At 71.8% G+C, this 20,234-nt stretch carries 16 protein-coding genes; 7 read left to right on the top strand and 9 right to left on the bottom strand.

What is annotated here, in order from left to right:
- Positions 1-7 precede the first annotated feature (7 nt).
- Genes F4562_RS00685 through F4562_RS00670 form a run of 4 tightly spaced genes read right to left on the bottom strand, consistent with a single transcriptional unit; the run spans position 8 to position 6,265 of the window.
- Complete coding sequence (locus F4562_RS00685; RefSeq protein WP_221207677.1) at positions 8-2,128, bottom strand: 2-hydroxyacyl-CoA dehydratase family protein; 2,121 nt, start codon at positions 2,126-2,128, stop codon at positions 8-10.
- The gene (locus F4562_RS00680; protein WP_184546082.1) at positions 2,125-3,639 is read right to left on the bottom strand and encodes a carboxylesterase/lipase family protein; all 1,515 of its coding nucleotides are present in this window, start codon (positions 3,637-3,639) and stop codon (positions 2,125-2,127) included. The genes F4562_RS00685 and F4562_RS00680 overlap by 4 nt, the downstream gene beginning before the upstream one ends.
- Entirely contained in the window at positions 3,636-5,078 is a 1,443-nt protein-coding gene (locus F4562_RS36160; RefSeq protein ID WP_184546080.1) for an alpha/beta fold hydrolase, read from the bottom strand. The genes F4562_RS00680 and F4562_RS36160 overlap by 4 nt, the downstream gene beginning before the upstream one ends.
- Positions 5,079-5,128: 50 nt before the next feature.
- The gene (locus F4562_RS00670; protein ID WP_184546078.1) at positions 5,129-6,265 is read right to left on the bottom strand and encodes a CapA family protein; all 1,137 of its coding nucleotides are present in this window, start codon (positions 6,263-6,265) and stop codon (positions 5,129-5,131) included.
- Positions 6,266-6,395: 130 nt separating this feature from the next.
- Here F4562_RS00670 and F4562_RS00665 point away from each other — a divergent pair, with 130 nt between their 5' ends.
- Genes F4562_RS00665 through F4562_RS00655 form a run of 3 tightly spaced genes read left to right on the top strand, consistent with a single transcriptional unit; the run spans position 6,396 to position 10,151 of the window.
- A complete protein-coding gene (locus F4562_RS00665; protein ID WP_184546076.1) occupies positions 6,396-7,436 on the top strand; it encodes a carboxylesterase family protein in 1,041 nt (346 codons plus the stop codon).
- Positions 7,436-8,935: a carboxylesterase/lipase family protein gene (locus F4562_RS00660; protein WP_246473648.1), complete on the top strand. Its 1,500-nt coding sequence runs from the start codon at positions 7,436-7,438 to the stop codon at positions 8,933-8,935. Before F4562_RS00665 ends, F4562_RS00660 begins: the two co-directional genes overlap by 1 nt.
- A 49-nt stretch (positions 8,936-8,984) precedes the next feature.
- Entirely contained in the window at positions 8,985-10,151 is a 1,167-nt protein-coding gene (locus tag F4562_RS00655) for a cytochrome P450 (RefSeq protein ID WP_184546072.1), read from the top strand.
- Positions 10,152-10,345: 194 nt separating this feature from the next.
- Here F4562_RS00655 and F4562_RS00650 read toward each other — a convergent pair whose 3' ends face one another.
- The 5 genes from F4562_RS00650 to F4562_RS00630 form a co-directional block, all read right to left on the bottom strand.
- Positions 10,346-11,137: an ABC transporter ATP-binding protein gene (locus F4562_RS00650; RefSeq protein ID WP_221207676.1), complete on the bottom strand. Its 792-nt coding sequence runs from the start codon at positions 11,135-11,137 to the stop codon at positions 10,346-10,348.
- Complete coding sequence (locus tag F4562_RS00645; RefSeq protein WP_184546070.1) at positions 11,134-12,147, bottom strand: ABC transporter ATP-binding protein; 1,014 nt, start codon at positions 12,145-12,147, stop codon at positions 11,134-11,136. The genes F4562_RS00650 and F4562_RS00645 overlap by 4 nt, the downstream gene beginning before the upstream one ends.
- Entirely contained in the window at positions 12,144-13,061 is a 918-nt protein-coding gene (locus F4562_RS00640) for an ABC transporter permease (protein ID WP_184854753.1), read from the bottom strand. The genes F4562_RS00645 and F4562_RS00640 overlap by 4 nt, the downstream gene beginning before the upstream one ends.
- A complete protein-coding gene (locus F4562_RS00635) occupies positions 13,058-14,071 on the bottom strand; it encodes an ABC transporter permease (RefSeq protein WP_184546066.1) in 1,014 nt (337 codons plus the stop codon). Before F4562_RS00635 ends, F4562_RS00640 begins: the two co-directional genes overlap by 4 nt.
- Before the next feature lie 834 nt (positions 14,072-14,905).
- The gene (locus F4562_RS00630; RefSeq protein ID WP_311734206.1) at positions 14,906-15,376 is read right to left on the bottom strand and encodes a MarR family winged helix-turn-helix transcriptional regulator; all 471 of its coding nucleotides are present in this window, start codon (positions 15,374-15,376) and stop codon (positions 14,906-14,908) included.
- A gap of 122 nt (positions 15,377-15,498) precedes the next feature.
- On the opposite strand from F4562_RS00630, the gene F4562_RS00625 reads away from it, so the two are divergent.
- Genes F4562_RS00625 through F4562_RS00610 form a run of 4 tightly spaced genes read left to right on the top strand, consistent with a single transcriptional unit; the run spans position 15,499 to position 20,213 of the window.
- Complete coding sequence (locus tag F4562_RS00625; protein ID WP_221207675.1) at positions 15,499-16,302, top strand: crotonase/enoyl-CoA hydratase family protein; 804 nt, start codon at positions 15,499-15,501, stop codon at positions 16,300-16,302.
- Positions 16,299-18,281, top strand: a complete 1,983-nt coding sequence (locus F4562_RS00620; RefSeq protein WP_184546063.1) for an acetoacetate--CoA ligase — start codon at positions 16,299-16,301, stop codon at positions 18,279-18,281. Before F4562_RS00625 ends, F4562_RS00620 begins: the two co-directional genes overlap by 4 nt.
- A complete protein-coding gene (locus F4562_RS00615; protein WP_184546061.1) occupies positions 18,278-19,222 on the top strand; it encodes a 3-hydroxyacyl-CoA dehydrogenase NAD-binding domain-containing protein in 945 nt (314 codons plus the stop codon). The genes F4562_RS00620 and F4562_RS00615 overlap by 4 nt, the downstream gene beginning before the upstream one ends.
- Before the next feature lie 13 nt (positions 19,223-19,235).
- Positions 19,236-20,213, top strand: a complete 978-nt coding sequence (locus F4562_RS00610) for an amidohydrolase family protein (RefSeq protein ID WP_184546059.1) — start codon at positions 19,236-19,238, stop codon at positions 20,211-20,213.
- Positions 20,214-20,234 lie beyond the last annotated feature (21 nt).

Genomic DNA, 20,234 nt, shown 5'->3' with positions numbered 1-20,234 from the left:
GCAGCCGCTAACGGAGGCGGCCGAAGTGCTCGTCGAGGAAGGCGCCGATCCGGTGCTCGGCGGGCCCGCCCCCGTCCAGGCTCAGGTTGTCGGCCCGTATCCGCAGGACCGGCAGGCCTTCGCGTTCGAGTTCGTCCAGGACGTGCGGCTCGGCGTCGGCGATGCCGACGACGGCGTCGACGCGATGCCGTCTCGCCTCGGCGACGTGCCATGCGGCCGACCAGCTCGGCATGCGCAGTTCGTCGCCCATCGTGAGGAACCGTGCGGCCAGCGACCGCAGGGGGTCGCGTCCCCTGTCGAAGTAGCGGAGGTAGCCGTCGGCGGCGAGCCCCAGGTACATGGACCAGACGAACACGGCGCCGTGGCTCTCCCCGAACGCCTGGTAGAGCCGCATGTTCTGCCAGGTGCCCCGTCCCACCCACATCACCCGGACGCGTTCGCGCGCGCAGACCGCCTCGCCCCGGTCGACCCGTCGCGCCACTTCGGCGTGCAGGTCGCGGGCGGCGTCGCGGCCCCACTCGGTGCCGCGGTGCCACTGGGGGATCATCGTCGCGGGCATGGTGTCGGCGATGCTGACGGGGGCGGGCGAGGTGGCGGCGACGAGATCGCGGATCCTGCGGTAGTACTCCTCCTGCTCGTTGACCAGGTGCAGCACCGACGTCAGGCGCTCCGGGTCGAGGCGACGGCCGGTTCTGCGTTCGATGACGGCGATGCTCTCGCGGATCTGGGCGGTCATGAGGTCGAGCCGCTCGGGCTCCAGCGTCTCCTCCCATCTGTCCGGCAGGTCGTCCCACCAGGTCAGCGGGAACTCCCGCCGGGTCTCCGCCGAGCGGTCGAAGGTGATCAGATCGGCTCCGCCGGCCTCGGCCCACTGTTCGAAGATCCCGACCAGGGCGTCCTCGCTGCGCACCGTCTGGAGGAGGGAAGGACGGGGAAGACCGCCCCAGGGTGCCTCCTCGTCCGGAACGAAGAGGGCGGCGAGGCCCTGGCTGCTGTAGGCCTCGTTGTCGGTGGGGAAGCCGTGCTCGGCGAGCGCGCGGCGGAAACGCGGGGTCGCCTGTTTGGCCGCGACGATCGACGCCCACCACTGGTTGACGACGAACGGGATGTCGAGAGCGCGCAGGATCTCCTGCGGGGTGTCGGCGTTCACCACGGCGAACGGCTCGCCCGCCGCGGCGCGGGAGCGGATCGAGGCGAACCATTCCCGCTGGTAGGCGCCGAACGTGGAGATCACCGCCAGTGACTTCCGTGACCGTCCGCCTTCCCGTCCGGTTCTCGCGGCGGAGCTCGTCGAAGGCGTGGATCGCTTGCCGGCCACCACCGCGGGGCTCTCCTGAGGAGTCGGCCGCACGCCCCCGGATTCGAGTTCGGGCAGGGTGGTCACCCGCGGGGCGGCGTCGGCGCGCAGCAGCAGAGCGCGCAGCCAGGCCGCCGCGTCGTCGAGGGGATCGGCGGCGAAGACCACGGTGTCCGCGCCGGCTCGGGAGGCCAAGGCGCGGAGCGCTTCGGCGCGCCGGATGAGGGACGCCTTGGACGTCGTGCTCGCGCGGGCGAAGTGCCGGTCGAGCAGGATCTTCCACGGGTCGGTCCCGGCGGTCTCGGCGTCAGCGCCCGCACCGGAGCCGTACCCCGCGGGCCCCTCGGTCGCGACCACGGTCAGGCCGGCCCCGGTCACCCTGTAGACGGAGTCGGGGACCTCCTCGGCGCCGACGATCACCGCCCGCGGGGACCGGCTGTCCGGAACCGTCCCCGTGGTCCCGGAAGGCTCGACCGCGGCGCGCAACTCGCGCAGGAGGGCCGCCTCGTCGAGGCGGACGCCGGTGAGGGGGGAGAGCCGGTCCCCGGCCTGGCGCAGCCGGGCGAGGGCGTAGGCGCGCGCACCGGGGCCTTCGGTCATCGGCAGGTCGAGCAGGACCAGCTCGGGGGTCTTCCGGACGTCCCGCAGTTCGGCGTACCAGCGGTGGTACGCCTGGGCGTAGCAGGCACGCAGGTGAGAGAACACGACGCAGGCCACGTCCGGGTCCTGCAGCGCGTTCTCCGCCTCGCACAGGCCGATACGGCGCGGCTCCAGGCCGCAGGCGCGGACGAGGGCCGACGGGATGTCGGCTCCGACGAGGGCGGCGATCATTGGATTCCGATCTGCTCGGGCCGTGCCCGCTCCCAGAGCGCGGCCAGGTCGGGGTGAAGGTCCTCGACGACGCGGGAATCGGTGTCGAAGACGGCGGTGAACCGGGAGCCCGGACGGTGGGCGGGCCAGACGAGCCCGGGCACGGACGGATTCCCGTCGCGGGCGAAGGCGGCCCAGGAGCCGTGCATCACCTCCACCAGACGGGCGGGCAGCGGCAGGGGGCCGTGGAAGGCCGGGGCCACCGCACGGTCGAAGACGAACGGGATCTCCAGGGCATGGCAGGAGCCGAGCCGTCCACCGAGCACGGGGGAGCGCCAGCGGAACTCGTACAGGTGGACGCTGCCGCCGCGGCGCGCGTGGGCGTCGGCGATCCGCAGGGCGGGGGCGTAGAAGTGCTGGTGGTTCAGCACCGCCTCGCTGAGCTCCACCGGATCGAGCTCGGGGCGGTGCCGGGCGTGCGCGGCGAGCAGCGCTCCGGTGAGGTCGCCGAGCGGGGAGAGGTCCTCGGGGAGGCCGTCCGGGGCACGGGTGAGCCGGCGGAGCCGGTACTCGTCCGCCGTCCAGCCCAGGATCAGCTCGAGCCCGTCGGCGCGGCCCGCATCGACCGCCTCCAGCCCGTCGAGGTCGAGTCCGGCGGGATCGCGGGTGAACAACCAGGGAAAGGTGACCGGGGTGTCCACCCCCTCCAGCAGGCCGGGGATGCCCACCAGCCCGACCAGTTCCCGCACCGGCACGGCTTGGAGTGCCGCGCGGTCGTCCGGCGCGACGCCCAGGAGGCGGCAGGCGTTGCGCGTGATCTGCCCCGCCGCCTCGTGCTCGATGAGCCGCACGCAGGTACCGGACTGCATCACCGCTCTGCGGAACAGGCCGCGGGCGGTCGGTGAGGCGACGAGGCCGTTCACCATCGCGCCGCCGGCGGACTCCCCGAAGATCGTGATGTTCTCCGGATCACCCCCGAACGCGGCGATGTTGGCGCGGACCCACCGCAGGGCCAGTTCGGCGTCCTGGAGGCCGAGGTTCGTCGTCGGGCGCCCGTCGTCCGCGCCGAACCGGCCGAAGTCGAGGAAACCCAGCGCGTGCAGGCGGTAGTTGACGCCGACGAAGACGATCCCGTCCCGGGCGAAGGCCCTCCCGTCGTACTGCGGCCAGGACGACGCACCGCTGGACAGGGCACCCCCGTGGATCCACACCATGACGGGCAGACCTGACCCGGATGCGGCCTGTTCCGGTCGCCAGACCGACAGCGTGAGGCAGCCGGCCTCGGACTGCGGCTGGTCGTCGGCGCCCATGGCGGCGTCGATCGCGTCGAACTCCTGCGGGCAGACCGGGCCGAACCGGGTGGCGTCGAGCACATCGGACCAGGCGCCGTGCGGCTGCGGGGAGCGGAACCTGCGCGTGCCCACGGGCGGCGCGGCGTAGGGGATGCCCCGGAACTCCGACCAGCCGTGGCGCCGGACGCCCCGGACGCGTCCCACGGGGAGCGTGATCTCCATGGTGGTGTCGGCCGTCATCGGGTCCCTCCGGTGGCGTCGAGTTCGTCGAGGAAGAGCGCGACCTCGCCGACCAGGCGGTCGGGGGCCTCCTCCCAGGTCATGTGCCCCTCGTCCTGCCACAGCACGGACTTGGCCAGGGGCACCGACGAGGAGGCGCGGAACGCGGCGTCCGCGGAGATGATCACATCCTGGACGCCGCTGAGGAGCAGGGTGGGCACCTCGACGGTGCGCAGCACCGCGGCCAGCGCGGCGTCGGTGGCGGCCTGCGGCCAGGGCTTGCCCTGGTTGATGCGGGCCTCCTGCGGGGTCATCTCCTTGTAGTCGGCGACGATTCCGTCGATGAGCAGGGCACGCCTGCGAGCCCGCCTCGGGTGCGTCGGCGGTCCGAACACGAGGTCTTCGACGTGCCTGCGCACCGCGGCCTCGTCGGGCCAGGCGTCGTTGATGGAGCGCCGGGCGACCGAGGAGGAGGTGTCGTTCTCGCGGTCGTGCGGGCCGGAGACCACGCCGATGTAGCCGTCGAGCCGGTGCGGGTGGCGCTCGGCCAGGTACCAGCCGACGCCTCCGCCATGGGAGCCGCCGGTGTAGTGGAACCTCTCGATGCCGAGGACGGTGGCCAGTTCGGCGATGTCGTCGGCCCACCGGGACAGCCAGCCGAGGCCCAGATCGTGCTCGACCGTGTCGGAGGGCCGGAAGCCCCGCAGGGTGACCGCGAGCACGCGGGCGTTCACGGGTGCCGACGCCAGCAGGGAGGGGTAGTTGGGCTCGGGAGGGAAACCCATCTGAGCAGTGATGATCACCCGGTCGCCGGCGCCGTACTCGGTGTAGGCCAGGGTGGTCCCGTCGGCCAGTCGCGCAGTGCGCGCCGTTCCCGGTACCTCGGGGACCACCCGCCGCCACGAGCCGGGCGGCTGGGCGATCTCCTCGGCGTACGCGGCGATCTCCGCGGCCAGGAGGCGCGGCGTGAGGTCCGGGCCGTGCCGCATGCCGTTCCACAGGACGGACTTGGCGCCCGGGGTTTCGCAGGCGGCGCGGATCTCCCCGGCGGGCCGGGCGTCGGCCGTCAGATCCGCGAGCAGCAGCGGCCGCGCGGATCCGGCGGCCTCGGCGGACGGCGCGGTGCCGAGGCCGACGACGCCGACGACGTGCCGGGGCAGGCCGGCGGCGACCTCCAGGCAGGCGGGCATGGTCAGCGGCGTGGCGACCAGGACGACCACACGCCCTCCGGCGTCCGCGATGACGTGGTTCACCGCCGCGGGGAGCGCCGGGTCGCGGTCCCGGCGGCTCTCCAGGACGAGCACGCCGGTGCCGGTCTTCCGCAGCTCGGCCGCGATCGCGTCAGGCGCCGCGGCCAGGCCCGCCTCGTCCTCGGCCGCCCGGACCAGGACGTACACGGTGTCACGAGGCCGGGTGCCCCGCGTCGATGGTGAGGGGGAGGCCGAAACGGTGGCAGTCACAGGGGGTTCCTTCTTCGAGGGGATGAGAGCGGTCCGAGCGCGCGCCGTCGTCAGGCCGTGATCGGGTGGACGGCGGCGGTCCGGCCGTCCCAGTCCATGCGGACGGCGAAGCCCGCCTCGCGCGAGATGCGTTCCAGGTAGCGCACGACGGCCTCTCCCCGGTCGCCGGTGACCGGGACGGGCCGCGCGTCGTCGTCGATCCAGCAGGGCAGGAACCCCGCGGTGACGCCGTGGGAGCCGACCCGCAGGATCGCGATTCCGGTGTTGCGGCTTTCGGGGTGGAAGGGGTACCGGGGCATCGCCGGGTCCGGGTCGAACCCGGCGAGCCTGCGGCGGCGGGCCGCCCAGGCGCGCCGTTCCGGCGAGTTGTCCGGGGACGGGCTGAGCGCGGACGTGACGGTCACGAAGTTGCCGAGCCCGTGGAAGACCGGCTTGCCCGCGTGGATCTGCACGCCCTTGAGGATGTGGGCGTGGTGTCCGAGGACGGCGTCGGCCCCGGCGTCCACCGCGGCCCTGGCCAGGTCCACCTCGTACTGGGCGATCTCCACGGGAACGTGCAGGACGCCCTTGTGCAGCGCGACGATCAGGACGTCCACGTCGCCGCGAAGAGCCTGGACATCGTCCTGGAACGCGGCCAGCGAACGGCGGTCGAGGAAGGTGCTGATCTCCATGGGCATGCCGCCGGGCCCGCCGAAGGGCTTGCCGTACACGGTGTGCACGTCCACGTAGGCGGCCCCGGCCTTTCCCGAGGTGGCCTTGGCCCCGTCCGGGCCGACGCAGTTGTAGCTGAGGACGCCCACCCGCAGGCCGCCGCGTTCGACGACGGCGGGCCGCCGCGCCGCGGCCAGGTCAGGTCCGGCTCCGGCGGTGGCGATGCCGAGGCGGTGCAGGGCCGCGAGGGTGTCGGCGACGCCCGGCGCACCCCGGTCGGCGATGTGGTTGCCCGCCAGGGTGCCGATGGTGAATCCGGCTCGGCCCAGGGCGTCGAGCCGGTCCGGGGGACAGGCGGGGGCGGCGACGTCGGTGCTCTCCTCGTGCCCGCGCAGCGTGTACGGGGTCTCGACGTGGCCGATGAGGACGTCGAAGGACCGCAGCACCTCAAGGCTCGGCTCGAAGTACGCGTCGGGACCGGGGGCGTCGAGGATCAGGTCGCCCACCGCGCCCAGGACGAGGATGTCACTGCCCATGGCTCTGCTTGCTCTCCGTGGAGGGGGCCGCGACGATGCGCGCACCCGTCTGAATATCAAGCATCTTGACATGGTGGCGGCGGGAATCCTAGCGTCGGACCACCCAGACCGTTGGAGAGGGAGGACCTGAGTGCCCACGTCAGTCGAGGAGCTCGTCCGGCTCGCCGGGACGCTCGCTCCGCCCGCGCAGGACCGCGACCGGCGCGCGTCGGTGGGCATCTGGCCCTCCGAGTACGCCGACTACGGCCGGATGAGCGCGCAGCTCCGCGCCGAGCGACCGCATGTGCTCGACCTCAGGTACGGGCCCGACCCCCGCCACATCGTGGACGTCTTCCTGCCCGCCGAGCGGCCGGAGCCGGCCCCTGTGATCGTCTTCTTCCACGGAGGCGCCCTGGAGGAGGGACACCCCCGGCGCTACGGCTTCCTCGCCCGCCCGTACGTGGACCGGGGTGCGATCTTCGTGAGCGCCGGCTACCGGCTGATCTCCGACGAGGTCGCCGAGCAGCGCCGCAAGGCCGAAGCCGACCTCGGCGCCTACGTCCACCAGGTCACCGGCGAGGCGGCGCAGGCCGTCGCCGCGTCCCGCCTGGCCGTGGCCGAGGCCGGGGTGGACGCGGCCGTCGACGCCCGGGCCGCCATCGCATGGGTCTACCACAACATCGCCGCCTTCGGCGGAGACCCCGAGCGGATCACGGTCGCCGGGCACTCCTCGGGCGCCATGGTCACGGTCGCCGCCGCCTGCGCGGACGACTGGCAGGAGGCGCACGGGGTGCCGCGCGATGTCGTCCGGACGATGGTCCCGGTCGGCGGCCGCTACGGGCTGTGGCTCGCGAACGCGATCATCGCGGGCGAACGCGTCGACGACCCGCCGCGCGTGTGGGATCTGCGTCGCGCACCCGGCAGCGTCGTGGTGTTCGGCGAGGAGGAGTACGACGGCGTCGAGGAGGAGGACCCGTCGCGGTTCGGCGACTGCGCGCTCATCGGGCGTGGTCTGCTCGGCGCGCTCAGAGAACTGAGGGAACGCCGGGGGCGAGGCGCCGACGACATCGTCGAGGTCGCGCTGAGCCCGCGCGGGCACTGGGAGACCCTGCGCTCGCTCGCCCAGGAGGACGGCCCGACGCTGCGTGCCGTCCTGGCGGCCATGGGGCTCGCCGAGGGAGGGAAGGCGTGATGGATCCCATCGTCAAGACCGAAGCGGGTGCCGTGCGCGGGGTGCGGAACCCGACCCACCTGACCTTCCGTAACATCCCGTACGCGGCGCCGCCCGTGGGACGGCTCCGCTTCGCCGCGGCCCAGCCCGCCCCGCCCTGGGCGGGGGTTCTCGACGGGACCGGGCCGGGACCTGTCGCGCCGCAGCGCTTCGAGGAGATCGATCGCCGCCTCGGGGCCGTCGAACTGCCCTCGGACGAGGCCGGCGCGCTGCACCTGACCGTGCACACCCCCGGCCTCGAAGGAAAACGGCCGGTCTTCGTCTGGATCCACGGCGGGTCCTATACCTCGGGTTCCAGCGCCTGGCGCATCTACGACGGTGCCCGGTTCGCCCGCGACGGCGTGGTCTTCGTCGGGTTCAACTACCGGCTCGGCGCCTTCGGCTTCCTCGACCTGCGCGCTCACTTCCCCGACGACGGGCTTCTCACCGCCAACCCGGCCCTCAGCGACGCGGTGCTCGCCCTGCGCTGGATCAGGGACAACATCGCGGCCTTCGGCGGAGACCCGGACTCGGTGACGATCGCGGGCGAGTCGGCGGGCGCCGGCATGGTCACCGCGCTCCTGACCTCGCCCCAGGCCCGCGGCCTGTTCCACCGGGCCGTTCCACAGTCCGGCATGAACTTCTGTATCCAGGAACCCGAACAGTCGGCGGCCATCGCCGGCAACCTCCTGCGCCGGCTCGGCGTGCGCGCCGGAGACCGGGCGGCGCTGGAGGCCGTTTCCACCGAAACCCTTCTGCAGGCGTCCGAGGACCGGGCATGCCTGCTCGACGGGGTGCCCGGCGGCCCGCACCTCGCCTGGAACATGCACCGCGACCCCGAGACGCTGCCGACAGGCGGCTACGAGCCGTTCGCCGCGGGCTCCCTGTCGCAGATCGACCTGCTCATCGGCACCACGGCCGACGAGAACAAGCTCCGGTGGCTGGCCGAGGAACCCACGGGGATCGACGAGGGCGTCGACATCGACGACCCGGAGCAGGTGCGAAGGCTCCGGGAGGTCTACCGGAAGGCGGGCCGGGCGGAGAAGGAGTGGGAGATCTCCGAGGCCATCGTCAACGACCTGAGCTATCTGGTGCCCGCGACACGCGCGGCCGAGGAGCACGCGCGCCATGGCGGCCGCACGTTCATGTACCTGTTCACCTGGCGCAGCCCGGTCCTCGACGGCAGGCTCGGCGCCTGTCACGCGCTGGAGAACGCCTTCGTCTTCGACCGGCTCCAGTCGCCCGAGTTCCACGGTCCGCGACCGCCCCAATGGCTCGCCGACGCCATCCACGGCGCCTGGATCCGCTTCGCCCGCACGGGCCGTCCCGGCCACCCCCTCCTGCCCGAGTGGCCCGAGTTCGATCCGGAGAGCCGGGCCGTCATGGAGCTCGGCGCGACCTGCCGCGTCGTGTACGACCCGAGAGGCAGAGAGTTCCGCGCCTGGCGCGACCTGCCCGCGTCGGTCTTCGGCGTGGCGTGAGCTCTCATCGGCCGGACGCCGCGCGGCGGCGAGAGGAGGAAAGTGAGAGATGACCGACTGGAGCCCCCGCGAAGAGTGGGGTCCCGTCCGCGAGGATCGGGTTCCGGGCGCCACGGGGGCCTACGCCGACGCGCGGTCCCGCTGCCCGGTGGCCCGCAGCGACGTCTTCGGGAACGCCTGGGTGGTGCTCAGCCGGGACCTGGTGAACGAGGTCGCGCTCGACACCAGGACGTTCAGCAATGTCCTGCCCCTCTTCGGTGTCCGGCGGCCGCCGCTGGAGAGCGACCCGCCCGAGCACACCCGGTACCGGCGCTGGCTCAACCCCTATTTCGGCAAGGAGCGCCTGGACGCTCTGGAGCCCCGTGTCCGCGCGGTCGCGGGGGAGATGCTGGCCGGGCTGGCCGCCGAGGGCCGGGCGGACTTCGCCGCCCGGTTCAGCCATCCGTTCCCCACGCGGGTGCTGTGCATGCTCATGGACCTGCCCGACGAGGACTGGGAGCTGATCAACGCCTGGTCGCAGAAGGTGGACAGGGCCGGCGGGCAGGAGGCGCCGGGCTCCGCCGCCCGGTCGGCGGTCGGCGCCGAACTAGAGCCCTACATGGCGGAGATCATCGCCAGGCGCCGGACCGCTCCGGGCGACGACGTGATCAGCGGGCTGTTGCAGGCGGAGACCGACGGTGTGCCCCTGCCCGAGGAGGCGGTCGTCGGCATCGTGATGCTGCTGATCTCCGCGGGCCACAACACGACCACGGGCGGGATCGGCAGCGCCGTCCTGCGGCTCGCCCGCGACCCGGAGCTGCAGGAGCGGCTGCGCGCGGATCCGTCGCTCATCCCGGCGGCGGTGGAGGAGGTGCTCCGCCTCGACGCGCCGCAGCAGGCGATGCGGCGCGTCGCGACGCGGGAGGTGGTCCTCGGCGGACGCCGGATCCGTGCGGGCGAAGGCGTCTGGCCGGTCTTCGGAGCCGCCAACCTCGATCCGGACGCCCTCGCCGATGCGGCCGAGTTCCGGCCGGACCGCAGGCCGAACCGGCATGCGGCCTTCGGCAAGGGCATCCACCTGTGCATCGGAGCTCCCCTGGCCCGGCTCCAGATGCGGGTCGTCCTGGAGGAACTTCTGGCCCGGACGTCGTCCTTCAAGGTCGCCGGGCAGGTCGAACGCCCGGACTGGCCGCGGATGGGCGTCGACCGGCTGCCGCTGCGCCTCACGCCGCGCTGACGCGGTTCCACCGGCACCATGCCGCACCATGCCCGGTGCGGCATGGTGCCGGTGGAACATCTCCACCTCGCCCGGAAGCGTGAAGTCCGAGGTACGTCGCAGCAGTTCTTCGGCTGCCGGCACGAGTTCCACCCGCGCCGTGGGAGCGGCCACCCAGGAGTGCTCGCCCCGCCCGGAGGAACTCTTCCACCGGCTCACTCGGCGTGGAAGGCGGCGACGAGCTCGCGCGTGTAGTCGTGCGCGGGAGCGTCGAAGACCTGCGCGGTGGTGCCCTGCTCGACGATGCGGCCATGCCGCATCACCGTCACGTCCTCGGTCATGTGATGCACGACGGAGATGTCATGGCTGATCAGGATGAGGGTGAGACCGCGCTCCTCGCGCAGCCGGAGCAGCAGGTTCAGGATCTGCGCCTGGACCGAGACGTCCAGGGCCGAGGTGGGCTCGTCGGCGACCAGGACGCGTGGTTCGCAGGCGAGAGCGCGGGCGATGACCACGCGCTGGCGCTGCCCGCCGCTGAGCCTGCCGGGGGAGCGTTCGGCGAGGGCGAGGCCGATGCCGACGTCCTGGAGGAGGTCGGCGGCGACGTCGCGCGCCTCCTTGCGCCGTAGCCCGCGGGCCACCGACACCGTCTCGGTCACCGCGGCCAGCGGGGTCAGCCGCGGGTTCAGCGCGCCGTAGGGGTCCTGAAAGATCATCTGCACCGAGCGCCGGACCTCGCCGTGCGGCGGGATCTCCTTCCATGGCCTGCCGAAGATCCGGACCTCCCCGCTCGTCGCGTCCCGCTCGTGCACGATCAGGCGCGCGACCGTCGACTTGCCCGATCCGCTCTCCCCGACGATGCCGAGGGAGCCGCCTTCCGGCACGCTCAGCGAGACCCCGGAGACGGCCGGGGCGGCTCCCTTGCGGTAGCGAAGGGCCACGTCCTGGAGCTGGACCGCGGGCGGCGCAGTGCGTTCACCGGGCATGGTGTGCTTCGTGTCGGTCATGCCCGCGCCACCTCCTGGGCGTGGTGGCAGGCGACGGACTGGTCCCCGAGCCGCTGCTCGAGGTCCGGTTCCGCCTGCCCGCAGATGTCGGTCGAGAAGGCGCAGCGCTCCATGAAGGAGCAGGTGCCGTCGCGCCACGCGTGGGGCTGCCGGGGTGACCCGGGGATCGCGCTGAGCGGCGCACCGCGGGGCACGAGCGCCGGATCCGCGGCCAGGAGCGCGCGCGTGTAGGGGTGGCTCGGCCGGCTCAGTACCTGGTCGGCCGGTCCCGCCTCGATGACGCGGCCCGCGTACATGACGGCCACGAAGTCGCAGGTGCGGCGGACGACCCGCATGTCGTGCGAGACGGTGACGACGGCCATGTTCCGTTCGCGCTGGACGTCCTTGACGAGGTTCAGCACCTCCCGCTGGACCGTCGCGTCGAGGGCCGTCGTGGGTTCGTCGGCGACGAGGATCCGCGGGTCGCCGGCGAGGGCGAGGGCGAGCATCACTCGCTGGCGCATTCCCCCGGAGAGCTCGTGCCCGTAGCTGCGCAAGACCCGTTCGGGATCGCGCATCCGCACCTCGCGCAGCAGTTCCAGGGACCGTGCGCGCCGGGCCGCGCGGTCATCGACGCCTTGGACGCGCAGGGTCTCGTCGAGATGGGCGGACACCCGGCGCACCGGGTTCAACCCCGAGAGAGAGGCCTGCGGCACGAATCCGATGACGCTGCGGCGCAGGTCCACCCATGCGCGAGAAGAGGCTCCGGCCAGTTCGGTGCCGCCGATGACCAGGGAGCCCGAGTCGATCGCACCGCCCACGCCGTCGAGCATGCCCACCAGCGTGCGGCACAGCAGGCTCTTGCCCGATCCGGTCTCGCCGACGATCCCCAGGGACTGCCCCGCGGAGACCGCGAGGTCGATGGGGCCGATGGCCACGGCGTCACCCACGCGGAAGCGCAGGCCGGAGGCCACGAGCAGCGGGACCGAGGACTCCGGGAGTCCGGCGGCGGTTTCGTGCGCGGTGCTCATCGGCTGCCTCCCGAGGTGCGGGATTCCTCGCGCATCAGCCCGTCGGCCAGCAGGGCGACGGCGACGGCGGTGACGATCAGGGCGGCTCCCGGGAAGACGACGACCCACCAGGCGGCGGACAGGGTGCCGCGGCCGTCGTAGATCATCGATCCCCACTCGGGTGTCGGGGGTGCGACTCCGGCACCGAGGAACGGCAGACTGGCGACGAAGCCGATGATGAGGATCGCGTCGGAGACCGCGTAGGCGCCGTTGGTCCGCAGGACCGTCGGCAGGACATGGCGGAGCACTATCCGGCTGCGGCTGTAGCCCATCAGGCGGGCTGCGACTATGTAGTCGCGCCGGCGCAGGCTGAGCGTCTCGGCCCGGGCGAGGCGCATGTAGATGGCCCATCCCACGACGAAGATCGCGATCAGGACCGGGGCGACGCCGCGCGGCAGGCCGAGCAGCTCGCGGTCGGGCCCGACGCTGACGACGATCAGCAGGATGACCAGGGCGAAGGGTACGGCGATCAGGGCGTCGCTGAGGCGCATGAGCAGCGTTCCCCACAGGGGACGCCGAGCCATGCCGACGAGGATGCCGAGGACGGAGCCGACGAGCAGGGAGAACAGCACGCCGACGATCGCGATCAGGTAGTCGACCTGGACGGCGGTGAAGGTGCGCACGAAGATGTCACGGCCGAGGGCGTCGGTGCCGAACGGGTGATCCGCCGTGGGCGGCGCGAGAACGTCCCCGGTGATCTCGTCGGAGCCGTGCCCCGCGATCATCGGGGCGAGGAAGCTCATCACGATCATGGCGACCAGCAACCCGACGCCGGCGACGGAGGAGGTGCGCGCCTTTCCGGCGCGCAGGCGCAGGCGCAGGACCCGGCGGGGACGCGTCGGAGACTTCGGGGGAGAGGCGACGGCGGCCATCATGCGGTCCTGGTCCGGGGGTCGACGACGGTGTAGAGGAGGTCGGTGAGCAGGTTGACGACGACGACGAAGATCCCGCTGAAGAGCGTGACGCCGACGATCACCGGGTAGTCCCGGGTGCTGACGGCCTCCATGATCACTTCGCCGAAGCCCGACACCCCGAACACCGACTCGACGATGACGGCCCCACCGAGGAGCACCGAGGCGCTGTAACCGACGAGGGTGATCAGCGGGAGCAGGATGTTGGGCAGGACGTGCCGGACGACGATGGCGTTACGGCGCAGGCCGCGGGCACGGGCCGCCTCGATGAACTCCTCGTCCAGGACGTCGATCGTCGAGCGCTGCACCGCGCGGGTGAGCAGGGGAATGAGCATGAAGGCCAGGACCACGCTCGGGAGCCAGGCGTAGCGGAAGTTGCCGGGCCAGCCGTCCCCCCATCCGCCCGCGGGGGCCAGACGCCAGTTCACCGCGACGATCAGCAGCGCGTAGATGCCGATGACGAAGGACGGGATCGCCAGGAGCACGACCATGATCACGCCGATCGCGTCATTGAGCCGCGGCGCGCGGCGCAGAGCGGGCAGCAGGCCGAGGGGGATCGACACCGCGAGCGCGACGGCGATCCCGCCGACCATCAGAACAACGGTCACCGGAAAGGCCTCGAGCAGGATGTCGACCACCGGGCGGTCCCGGGAGATGGAAACGCCCAGATCGAGGTGGAGGATCCCCCACAGCTGGTCGCTCGCCTGCTTGAGGAGGGACCGGTCGAGCCCGAGTTCCGCGCGCAGCTCGCGGAGGGCGTCCGGGGTCGCGTTCAGGCCGAGGATGGCCTGGGCGGGGTCGCCGGGCATCAGGCGGACGATCATGGCGGTCCCGATCACGAGCACGAGGACGACGACGATCATCTGCGTGAGGCGGGAGAGCAGTGTCCGCAGAGCGCCTCGCCCGGCGGACGCCGCTCCGGACTCGTCGGACGAGACGTCCTCGCCGGCGAGGGCGAGGTCAGCAGAGGCCATGCCACGGCTCCTTCGCCTGGCCGCGCTTCGCCTCCAGGGAGGTCATGGTCGTGGGACCTTCACGTTCACGTCTCCTGGACGCCATGGGTTCCTCCTACGGCTGTGCGGGGCGGAGCGGGGTGAGCCCCGCGCTTGCCGCTCGCGCTGTCGATCATGATGTGGCCGTGGCGGCACAGACGGCCGTTCGTCGCCCCGCGATCACCGTCTCTCGCAGTTCCCGACGATCCCGTCGAACTTGCTGACATCAGTTGATCGGATGGCGCGGTGGTGGCCGAGTGGTGAACACGATTGCCGAGCCCGTCTCCAATGTCAAGGTTCCTGATAATTACGATCACGAATCCGCTGTAACCTGTGCGAATCCTCTGCCGGCTGAATGTCGTGGCCGCTGTTCCCAGGACGGAACCGCGAGAGGATGTCTGTCGTCACGTCCTCCGCGCGGCGAGGCGTCGGCAAGCCTTCCGCGGTGTCGGCCGACTTCGGCGACTTCGGGTCGGTCGAGGCCGATGGGGCGACCCGGGCGCCAGGGACACGGCTCTCGGTGCCGCGATCCGGGCGACCCGGGACCGGGTGGGTGACCGGTCCCGTCGCCCTTTCGAGATCGGCCTGCGAATGTTGCCCGCCGGTCTCGCCGGCTTCGCCCGATGGCGCGGCGGCCCTGCGCGAAGACGCACATCCCCAGGACCGCGGGCTACTACGGGGCCCGCTGTTTCCGTCCCGGCCTCGCGGTGGCCGAAGCCTACGAGCCGGGCACGCGCTCGTGCTCCGTCGGTCGGCGACGCGCCCGGAGCGGGGCATGACGGTGTCCTGCGAAGGAGCTTCGGAGGACGCCGTCTCTCAACACGCGCTGTCAGTCAAAGCCCTGGTCCGCTCGGGACTGAGCGTGATCCAGGCTGAGGTGAGGGCGGTGCGGAAGGCGTCGACCTGTTCGGGGGAGAAGGCGGAGACCATGTGGTCTTCGAGACCGGCCGCGGCCGAGGCGTAGGCGTCGAGCAGGGCGTAGCCCTCCTCGGTGAGGTAGAGCAGCAGTTCCCGCTTGTTGTCGGGGTTGGGTGAGCGGCGGATGAGGTGACGCTGGTCGAGAGCGCGGACCATGTCGGCCATGGCCTGCGGCGTGACGAAGGAGTCGCGTGCGAGCTGGGCGGCGGTGGTGCCGTCTCGGCGTTCCAGGACCGTCAGCGCCGTGTACTGCAGCGTCGTCACGCCCGAGCCGCGCAGCATCTCGTCCAGGTGGGTCCTGATCGCCAGTTCGAGCCGTTTGACGGCGTACAGGAGCGACGGGGTCGGTCGGGACAGGTCGTTGGCCACGAACGTCAGTATCGCAGTCCCCTGATTGACAGGAAACCTGATGCTGACCCGGGCCGTCTATTGACAGGAAACCTGATGATGCAGCAGGCTGCGACATCAAGTTTCCTGATATGGGAGAGAGCGTGAGCCACCCCAATCCAGACCTCCCCCCGTCGCTGAGCCTGGACCGCCGCGGTGACATCGCGGTCCTGTCGCTGAACCGGCCGGAGAAGCGCAACGCTCTGGACGACACCACGATCGTCGCGCTCGGCGCCTTCTTCTCCGCACCGCCCGCCTGGGCGAAGGCCGCGGTGCTCGCCGCCGAGGGGGCCCACTTCTCCGCCGGCCTCGACCTCGGCGAACTCACCGAGCGCGACGCCGTCGGCGGCCTGCACCACTCGCGTATGTGGCACGAGGCGTTCGGTGAGATCACGCACGGCTCCCTGCCCGTGATCGCGATCCTGAGGGGCGCCGTCGTCGGCGGCGGCCTGGAACTGGCGACCGCCGCGCACCTGCGCGTCGCCGAGGACACGGCGTTCTTCGCGCTTCCCGAGGGCAAACGCGGCCTCTTCGTGGGCGGCGGCGCCTCGGTCCGCGTCTCCCGGCTCATCGGCGCCCAGCGGATGACCGACATGATGCTCACCGGAAGGGTTCTGTCCGCGGAAGAAGGAGAGTCCTGCGGCCTGGTCGACTATAAGGTCGCCGAAGGCGAAGGACTCGCCAAGGCCCTTGACCTCGCCACGCGCATCGCGGAGAACTCGCCGGTCACCAACTACGCCGTCCTGCACGCCCTCCCGCGCATCGCCGGCGCCGACGCCGAGACGGGGCTGCTCCTGGAATCGCTCATGGCGGCCGTGGCGCAGAGCAGCGCCGAGGCCAAGACCCGGATGCGGGACTTCCTCGACGGCCGTGCCGCGAAGGTCGATCACGCGGGAGCCGCCCGATGAGCACTGCCCCTCCTCCCGCCGAGCCGCTGTACCTGACCGACCCGCAGCAGGCGGCGCGAGCGCGCGCGGCGGATTTCATCGGCTGGCTCGCCTGCGAACGTGACGTCGCCGTGCCGACCTGGGACGACCTGTGGCGTTGGTCGACGACCGACATCGAGGACTTCTGGGAGAACGTCTGGACGTACTTCGACGTCAAGGCCCACACCCCGTACGAGACGGTTCTCGCCGACCGGCGCATGCCCGGCGCGCGCTGGTTCCCCGGCGCGACCCTCAACTACGCCGAGCACTGCTTCGGCGAACCGGAGGACGCCGACCGGATCGCCGTCGTCGGCCACTCCCAGACCCGCCCGCCCGTCGAGCTCACCTTCGGCGACCTCACCACGCAGGTCCGGCGCGTCCGCGCGGGCCTGCGGCGCCTTGGCGTCGGACGCGGCACCTGTGTCGTCGCCTACCTGCCCAACTGCCCCGAGGCCCTGATCGCCTTCCTGGCCACGGCGAGCCTCGGCGCGGTCTGGGCGAGTTGTGCCCCCGAGTTCGCGGCCCCGGCCGTGGTCGACCGCTTCGGCCAGATCGAGCCGGCCGTCCTGCTCGCCGTCGCGGGCTACACCTACGGTGAAAAGCAGATCGACCGGCGCGAGCAGGTGCAGACGATCCGGGAGGGCATCCCGTCCCTGGAGCACGTCGTGCACGTTCCCTACGGCGAACTCGACCTGGAGGACACCGTTCCGTGGGCGGAGCTGGCCGCCCCGACGGATGAGGCACTGGAGTTCGCGCCGGTGCCGTTCGACCACCCGCTGTACGTCCTGTTCTCCTCCGGCACGACCGGCAAGCCGAAGGCCATCGTGCACGGTCACGGCGGGATCCTCCTGGAACATCTGAAGAACCACGCGTTCCACTGGGACCTCGGCCCCGGAGACCGGCTGCTCTGGTTCACCACGACGGCGTGGATGATGTGGAACAGCCTCGTGTCCGCACTGCTGGTCCGCTCCTCACTCGTCATGATCGACGGCAACCCGCTCCACCCCGACCTGCGTGCGCAGTGGCGGCTCGCGGAGCAGACCGGCGCCACTCTCATGGGCGCGAGCCCCGGTTACCTCATGGCGTGCCGCAAGGAGGGCGTCCGGCCCGGCGAGGAGTTCGACCTCTCCCGCCTCCGGCAGATAGGCGTCGCCGGCAGCCCCTTCCCCGCGGAGGGCTTCAAATGGGTCGCTGAGCAGTTCGGCCCGCGTGTCCTGCTCAACGTGGGCAGCGGGGGCACCGACGTGTGCACCGGCCTCGTCCAGGGATCCCCCCTCCAGCCCGTGTGGGAGGGGGAGATGTCGGGCCCGAGTCTCGGCGTGGACGCCAAGGCGTTCGACGAGCGCGGTCGCGTGATCGTCGGCGACGTCGGGGAACTCGTCATCACCTCGCCGATGCCGTCCATGCCGGTGCGCCTGTGGGGCGACGACGACGGCCGCCGGATGCGTGAGACCTACTTCGGCGAGTACCCGGGTGTCTTCCGCTTCGGCGACTGGTGCCGCTTCTCACCTGCGGGTACCTGCGTCATCACCGGCCGGTCCGACGCCACGCTCAACCGCGGCGGCGTCCGACTCGGCACTGCCGAGTTCTACCGTGCCCTCCAGGACGTCGACGAGATCGCCGACAGCCTCGTCATCCATCTGGAGAGCAAGGATGGCGGGATGGGGGAGTTGATCCTCTTCGTCACCCTCCGCGACGGGCTCGACCTCGACGACGCGCTGCGGGCCCGCCTCGTCACACGTATCCGGGAGACACTGTCCCCCCGGCACGTGCCCGACGCCGTCATGGCCGTCCCCGCGATGCCCTACGGACGGACCGGGAAGAAGCTCGAAGTCCCCGTCAAGAAGATCCTGCTCGGCGCCGCGCCTGACGCGGTCGCCTCGGCGGGCTCCCTCATGGACGCCACGGTGCTCGACGCGTTCGCCGCCATCGCCCGTCAGCGCGCGGGGGAGGGGCGATGAGCGGGAGCGGCGTGCCGGTCGCCGTCATCGGCACCGGCGTCATCGGCGCGGGATGGGCTGCGCTGTTTCTCGCGCGCGGACTCGCGGTCACGGCCTACGACCCCGCGCCGGGCGCCGAGGAACGGCTGCGTGCCCAGATCGACCTCGCCTGGCCCGCGCTCACCCGGCTCGGGCTCGCCGACGGTGCGTCCCGCGACCGTCTCGTCTTCACCGCGACCGCCGAGGACGCCGTAGCCGGCGCCCGCTTCGTCCAGGAGAGCGGTCCTGAGCACCCGGACCTCAAACAGGGACTCCTGGCCGCGCTCGACGCGGCGGCTCCGGCGGGCGTCCCGATCGCGAGCAGTTCCTCGGGCCTGATGCCCAGCCGCCTGCAGGAGATGTGCCCCGCGCATCCCGAACGAGTGCTGGTCGGGCATCCCTTCAATCCCGCCTACCTGATCCCGCTGGTGGAGGTGGTCCCCGGTGAACGCACCGATCCCACCGTCGTCCAGCGGGCGACGGCCTTCTACTCCAGGGTCGGCAAGCAGCCGGTGCTGGTACGCCGGGAAGTCCCGGGGCATCTGACCAACCGGCTTCAGGCGGCCCTGTGGCGGGAGGCATACTCGCTCGTCGAGCGAGGCGTCGCGACCGTCGCCGACATCGACGCCGCCATCGCGCACGGTCCCGGCCTGCGCTGGGCCCTGCTCGGCCCGATGGTCAACCAGCACCTGTCGGGCGGGCCGGGCGGCATGGCGCACACCCTGAAGCACCTCGGTCCGCCCGCCCAGGCCTGGATGGACGACCTCGGTGCTCCCCGCCTGACGCCCGCGCTCGTCGACCTGCTCGTCGACGGCGTCACCGCCGAACTCGACGGCATCGACCAGGCCGCCATGGTCGCCGACCGCGACGAGCTGCTCATCGGCCTGCTGGAGGCCAAGAGCAGGCACCGTGCCCTGCCCTGATCGAGAAGGAACGATGACCTACACCTCGCGCATCGACCCGGACGCCATCGTCGCCCTTGACGTCCACACCCACATCGAGGCCGACCACCATGGTCGTCTCTCGCTCGACGCCGAGCTGATGGAGGCCTCGGCGAAGTACTTCAAGGCCGGTCAGGACCGGACTCCGACCATCGACCGCGTCGCCGCCTACTACCGGGAACGGAACATGGCCGCGGTCGTGTTCACCGTCGACGCCTCCACCGAACTCGGCCACCCCGCTCTGTCCAGCGAGGAGATCGCCCGGCAGGCGGCCGAGCACGCCGACGTCCTCATCCCCTTCGGCTCGGTCGACCCGCGCCGCGGCGAGGAGGCCATCGTCCAGGCCCGGCGGCTCGTGCAGGACTTCGGCGTCCTCGGCTTCAAGTTCCATCCCAGCCTCCAGGGCTTCACGCCGAACGACCCCGTCCACTACCCGCTCTGGCAGGCGCTGGAGGAGCTCGGCTCCGTCGCGCTCTTCCACACCGGCCAGAGCGGGATCGGCGCGGGACTGCCCGGAGGGCGGGGCATCAAGCTCCGCTACTCCGACCCGATGCTGCTCGACGACGTCGCCGCCGACTTCCCCGGCCTGACGATGATCCTCGCTCATCCGTCCGTCCCCTGGGTGGACGCCTCGATCTCCATCGCCGGTCACAAGTCCAACGTCTACCTCGACCTGTCAGGCTGGTCGCCCAGGTATTTCCCGCCCCAGCTCGTCCGCCAGGCCGCCGGCCCTCTTCGCCACAAGGTCCTCTTCGGCTCCGACTACCCCGTTCTCACCCCCGACCGCTGGATGGCCGACTTCGCCGCCCTCGACGTCAGGGAAGAGGTCAAACCGCTGATTTACAAAGAGAACGCCCTGCGCGTCCTCGGCCTGAGGCAACCGCCGAGAACATGCCCGGAACAAGCCCGTCAGGACACCGCGCAACGACGCACGGTGCCCCGGCGGGCTCAGAAAGAAGGAACTTCCCAGTGACCGAGCAGATCACCTGAGCCT

It is taken from the genome of Streptosporangium becharense (genome assembly GCF_014204985.1).
Taxonomy (GTDB): domain Bacteria; phylum Actinomycetota; class Actinomycetes; order Streptosporangiales; family Streptosporangiaceae; genus Streptosporangium; species Streptosporangium becharense.
This window is presented reverse-complemented; position numbering and strand designations above follow the sequence as displayed.

Excerpts from the sequence above, each read along its gene's own strand:
- F4562_RS00685 (WP_221207677.1), bottom strand. The coding sequence starts at position 2,128 with ATGATCGCCGCCCTCGTCGGAGCCGACATCCCGTCGGCCCTCGTCCGC.
- F4562_RS00680 (WP_184546082.1), bottom strand. The coding sequence starts at position 3,639 with ATGACGGCCGACACCACCATGGAGATCACGCTCCCCGTGGGACGCGTC.
- F4562_RS00670 (WP_184546078.1), bottom strand. The coding sequence starts at position 6,265 with ATGGGCAGTGACATCCTCGTCCTGGGCGCGGTGGGCGACCTGATCCTC.
- F4562_RS00660 (WP_246473648.1), top strand. The coding sequence starts at position 7,436 with ATGGATCCCATCGTCAAGACCGAAGCGGGTGCCGTGCGCGGGGTGCGG.
- F4562_RS00655 (WP_184546072.1), top strand. The coding sequence starts at position 8,985 with ATGACCGACTGGAGCCCCCGCGAAGAGTGGGGTCCCGTCCGCGAGGAT.
- F4562_RS00650 (WP_221207676.1), bottom strand. The coding sequence starts at position 11,137 with ATGACCGACACGAAGCACACCATGCCCGGTGAACGCACTGCGCCGCCC.
- F4562_RS00645 (WP_184546070.1), bottom strand. The coding sequence starts at position 12,147 with ATGAGCACCGCGCACGAAACCGCCGCCGGACTCCCGGAGTCCTCGGTC.
- F4562_RS00640 (WP_184854753.1), bottom strand. The coding sequence starts at position 13,061 with ATGATGGCCGCCGTCGCCTCTCCCCCGAAGTCTCCGACGCGTCCCCGC.
- F4562_RS00635 (WP_184546066.1), bottom strand. The coding sequence starts at position 14,071 with ATGGCCTCTGCTGACCTCGCCCTCGCCGGCGAGGACGTCTCGTCCGAC.
- F4562_RS00620 (WP_184546063.1), top strand. The coding sequence starts at position 16,299 with ATGAGCACTGCCCCTCCTCCCGCCGAGCCGCTGTACCTGACCGACCCG.
- F4562_RS00615 (WP_184546061.1), top strand. The coding sequence starts at position 18,278 with ATGAGCGGGAGCGGCGTGCCGGTCGCCGTCATCGGCACCGGCGTCATC.
- F4562_RS00610 (WP_184546059.1), top strand. The coding sequence starts at position 19,236 with ATGACCTACACCTCGCGCATCGACCCGGACGCCATCGTCGCCCTTGAC.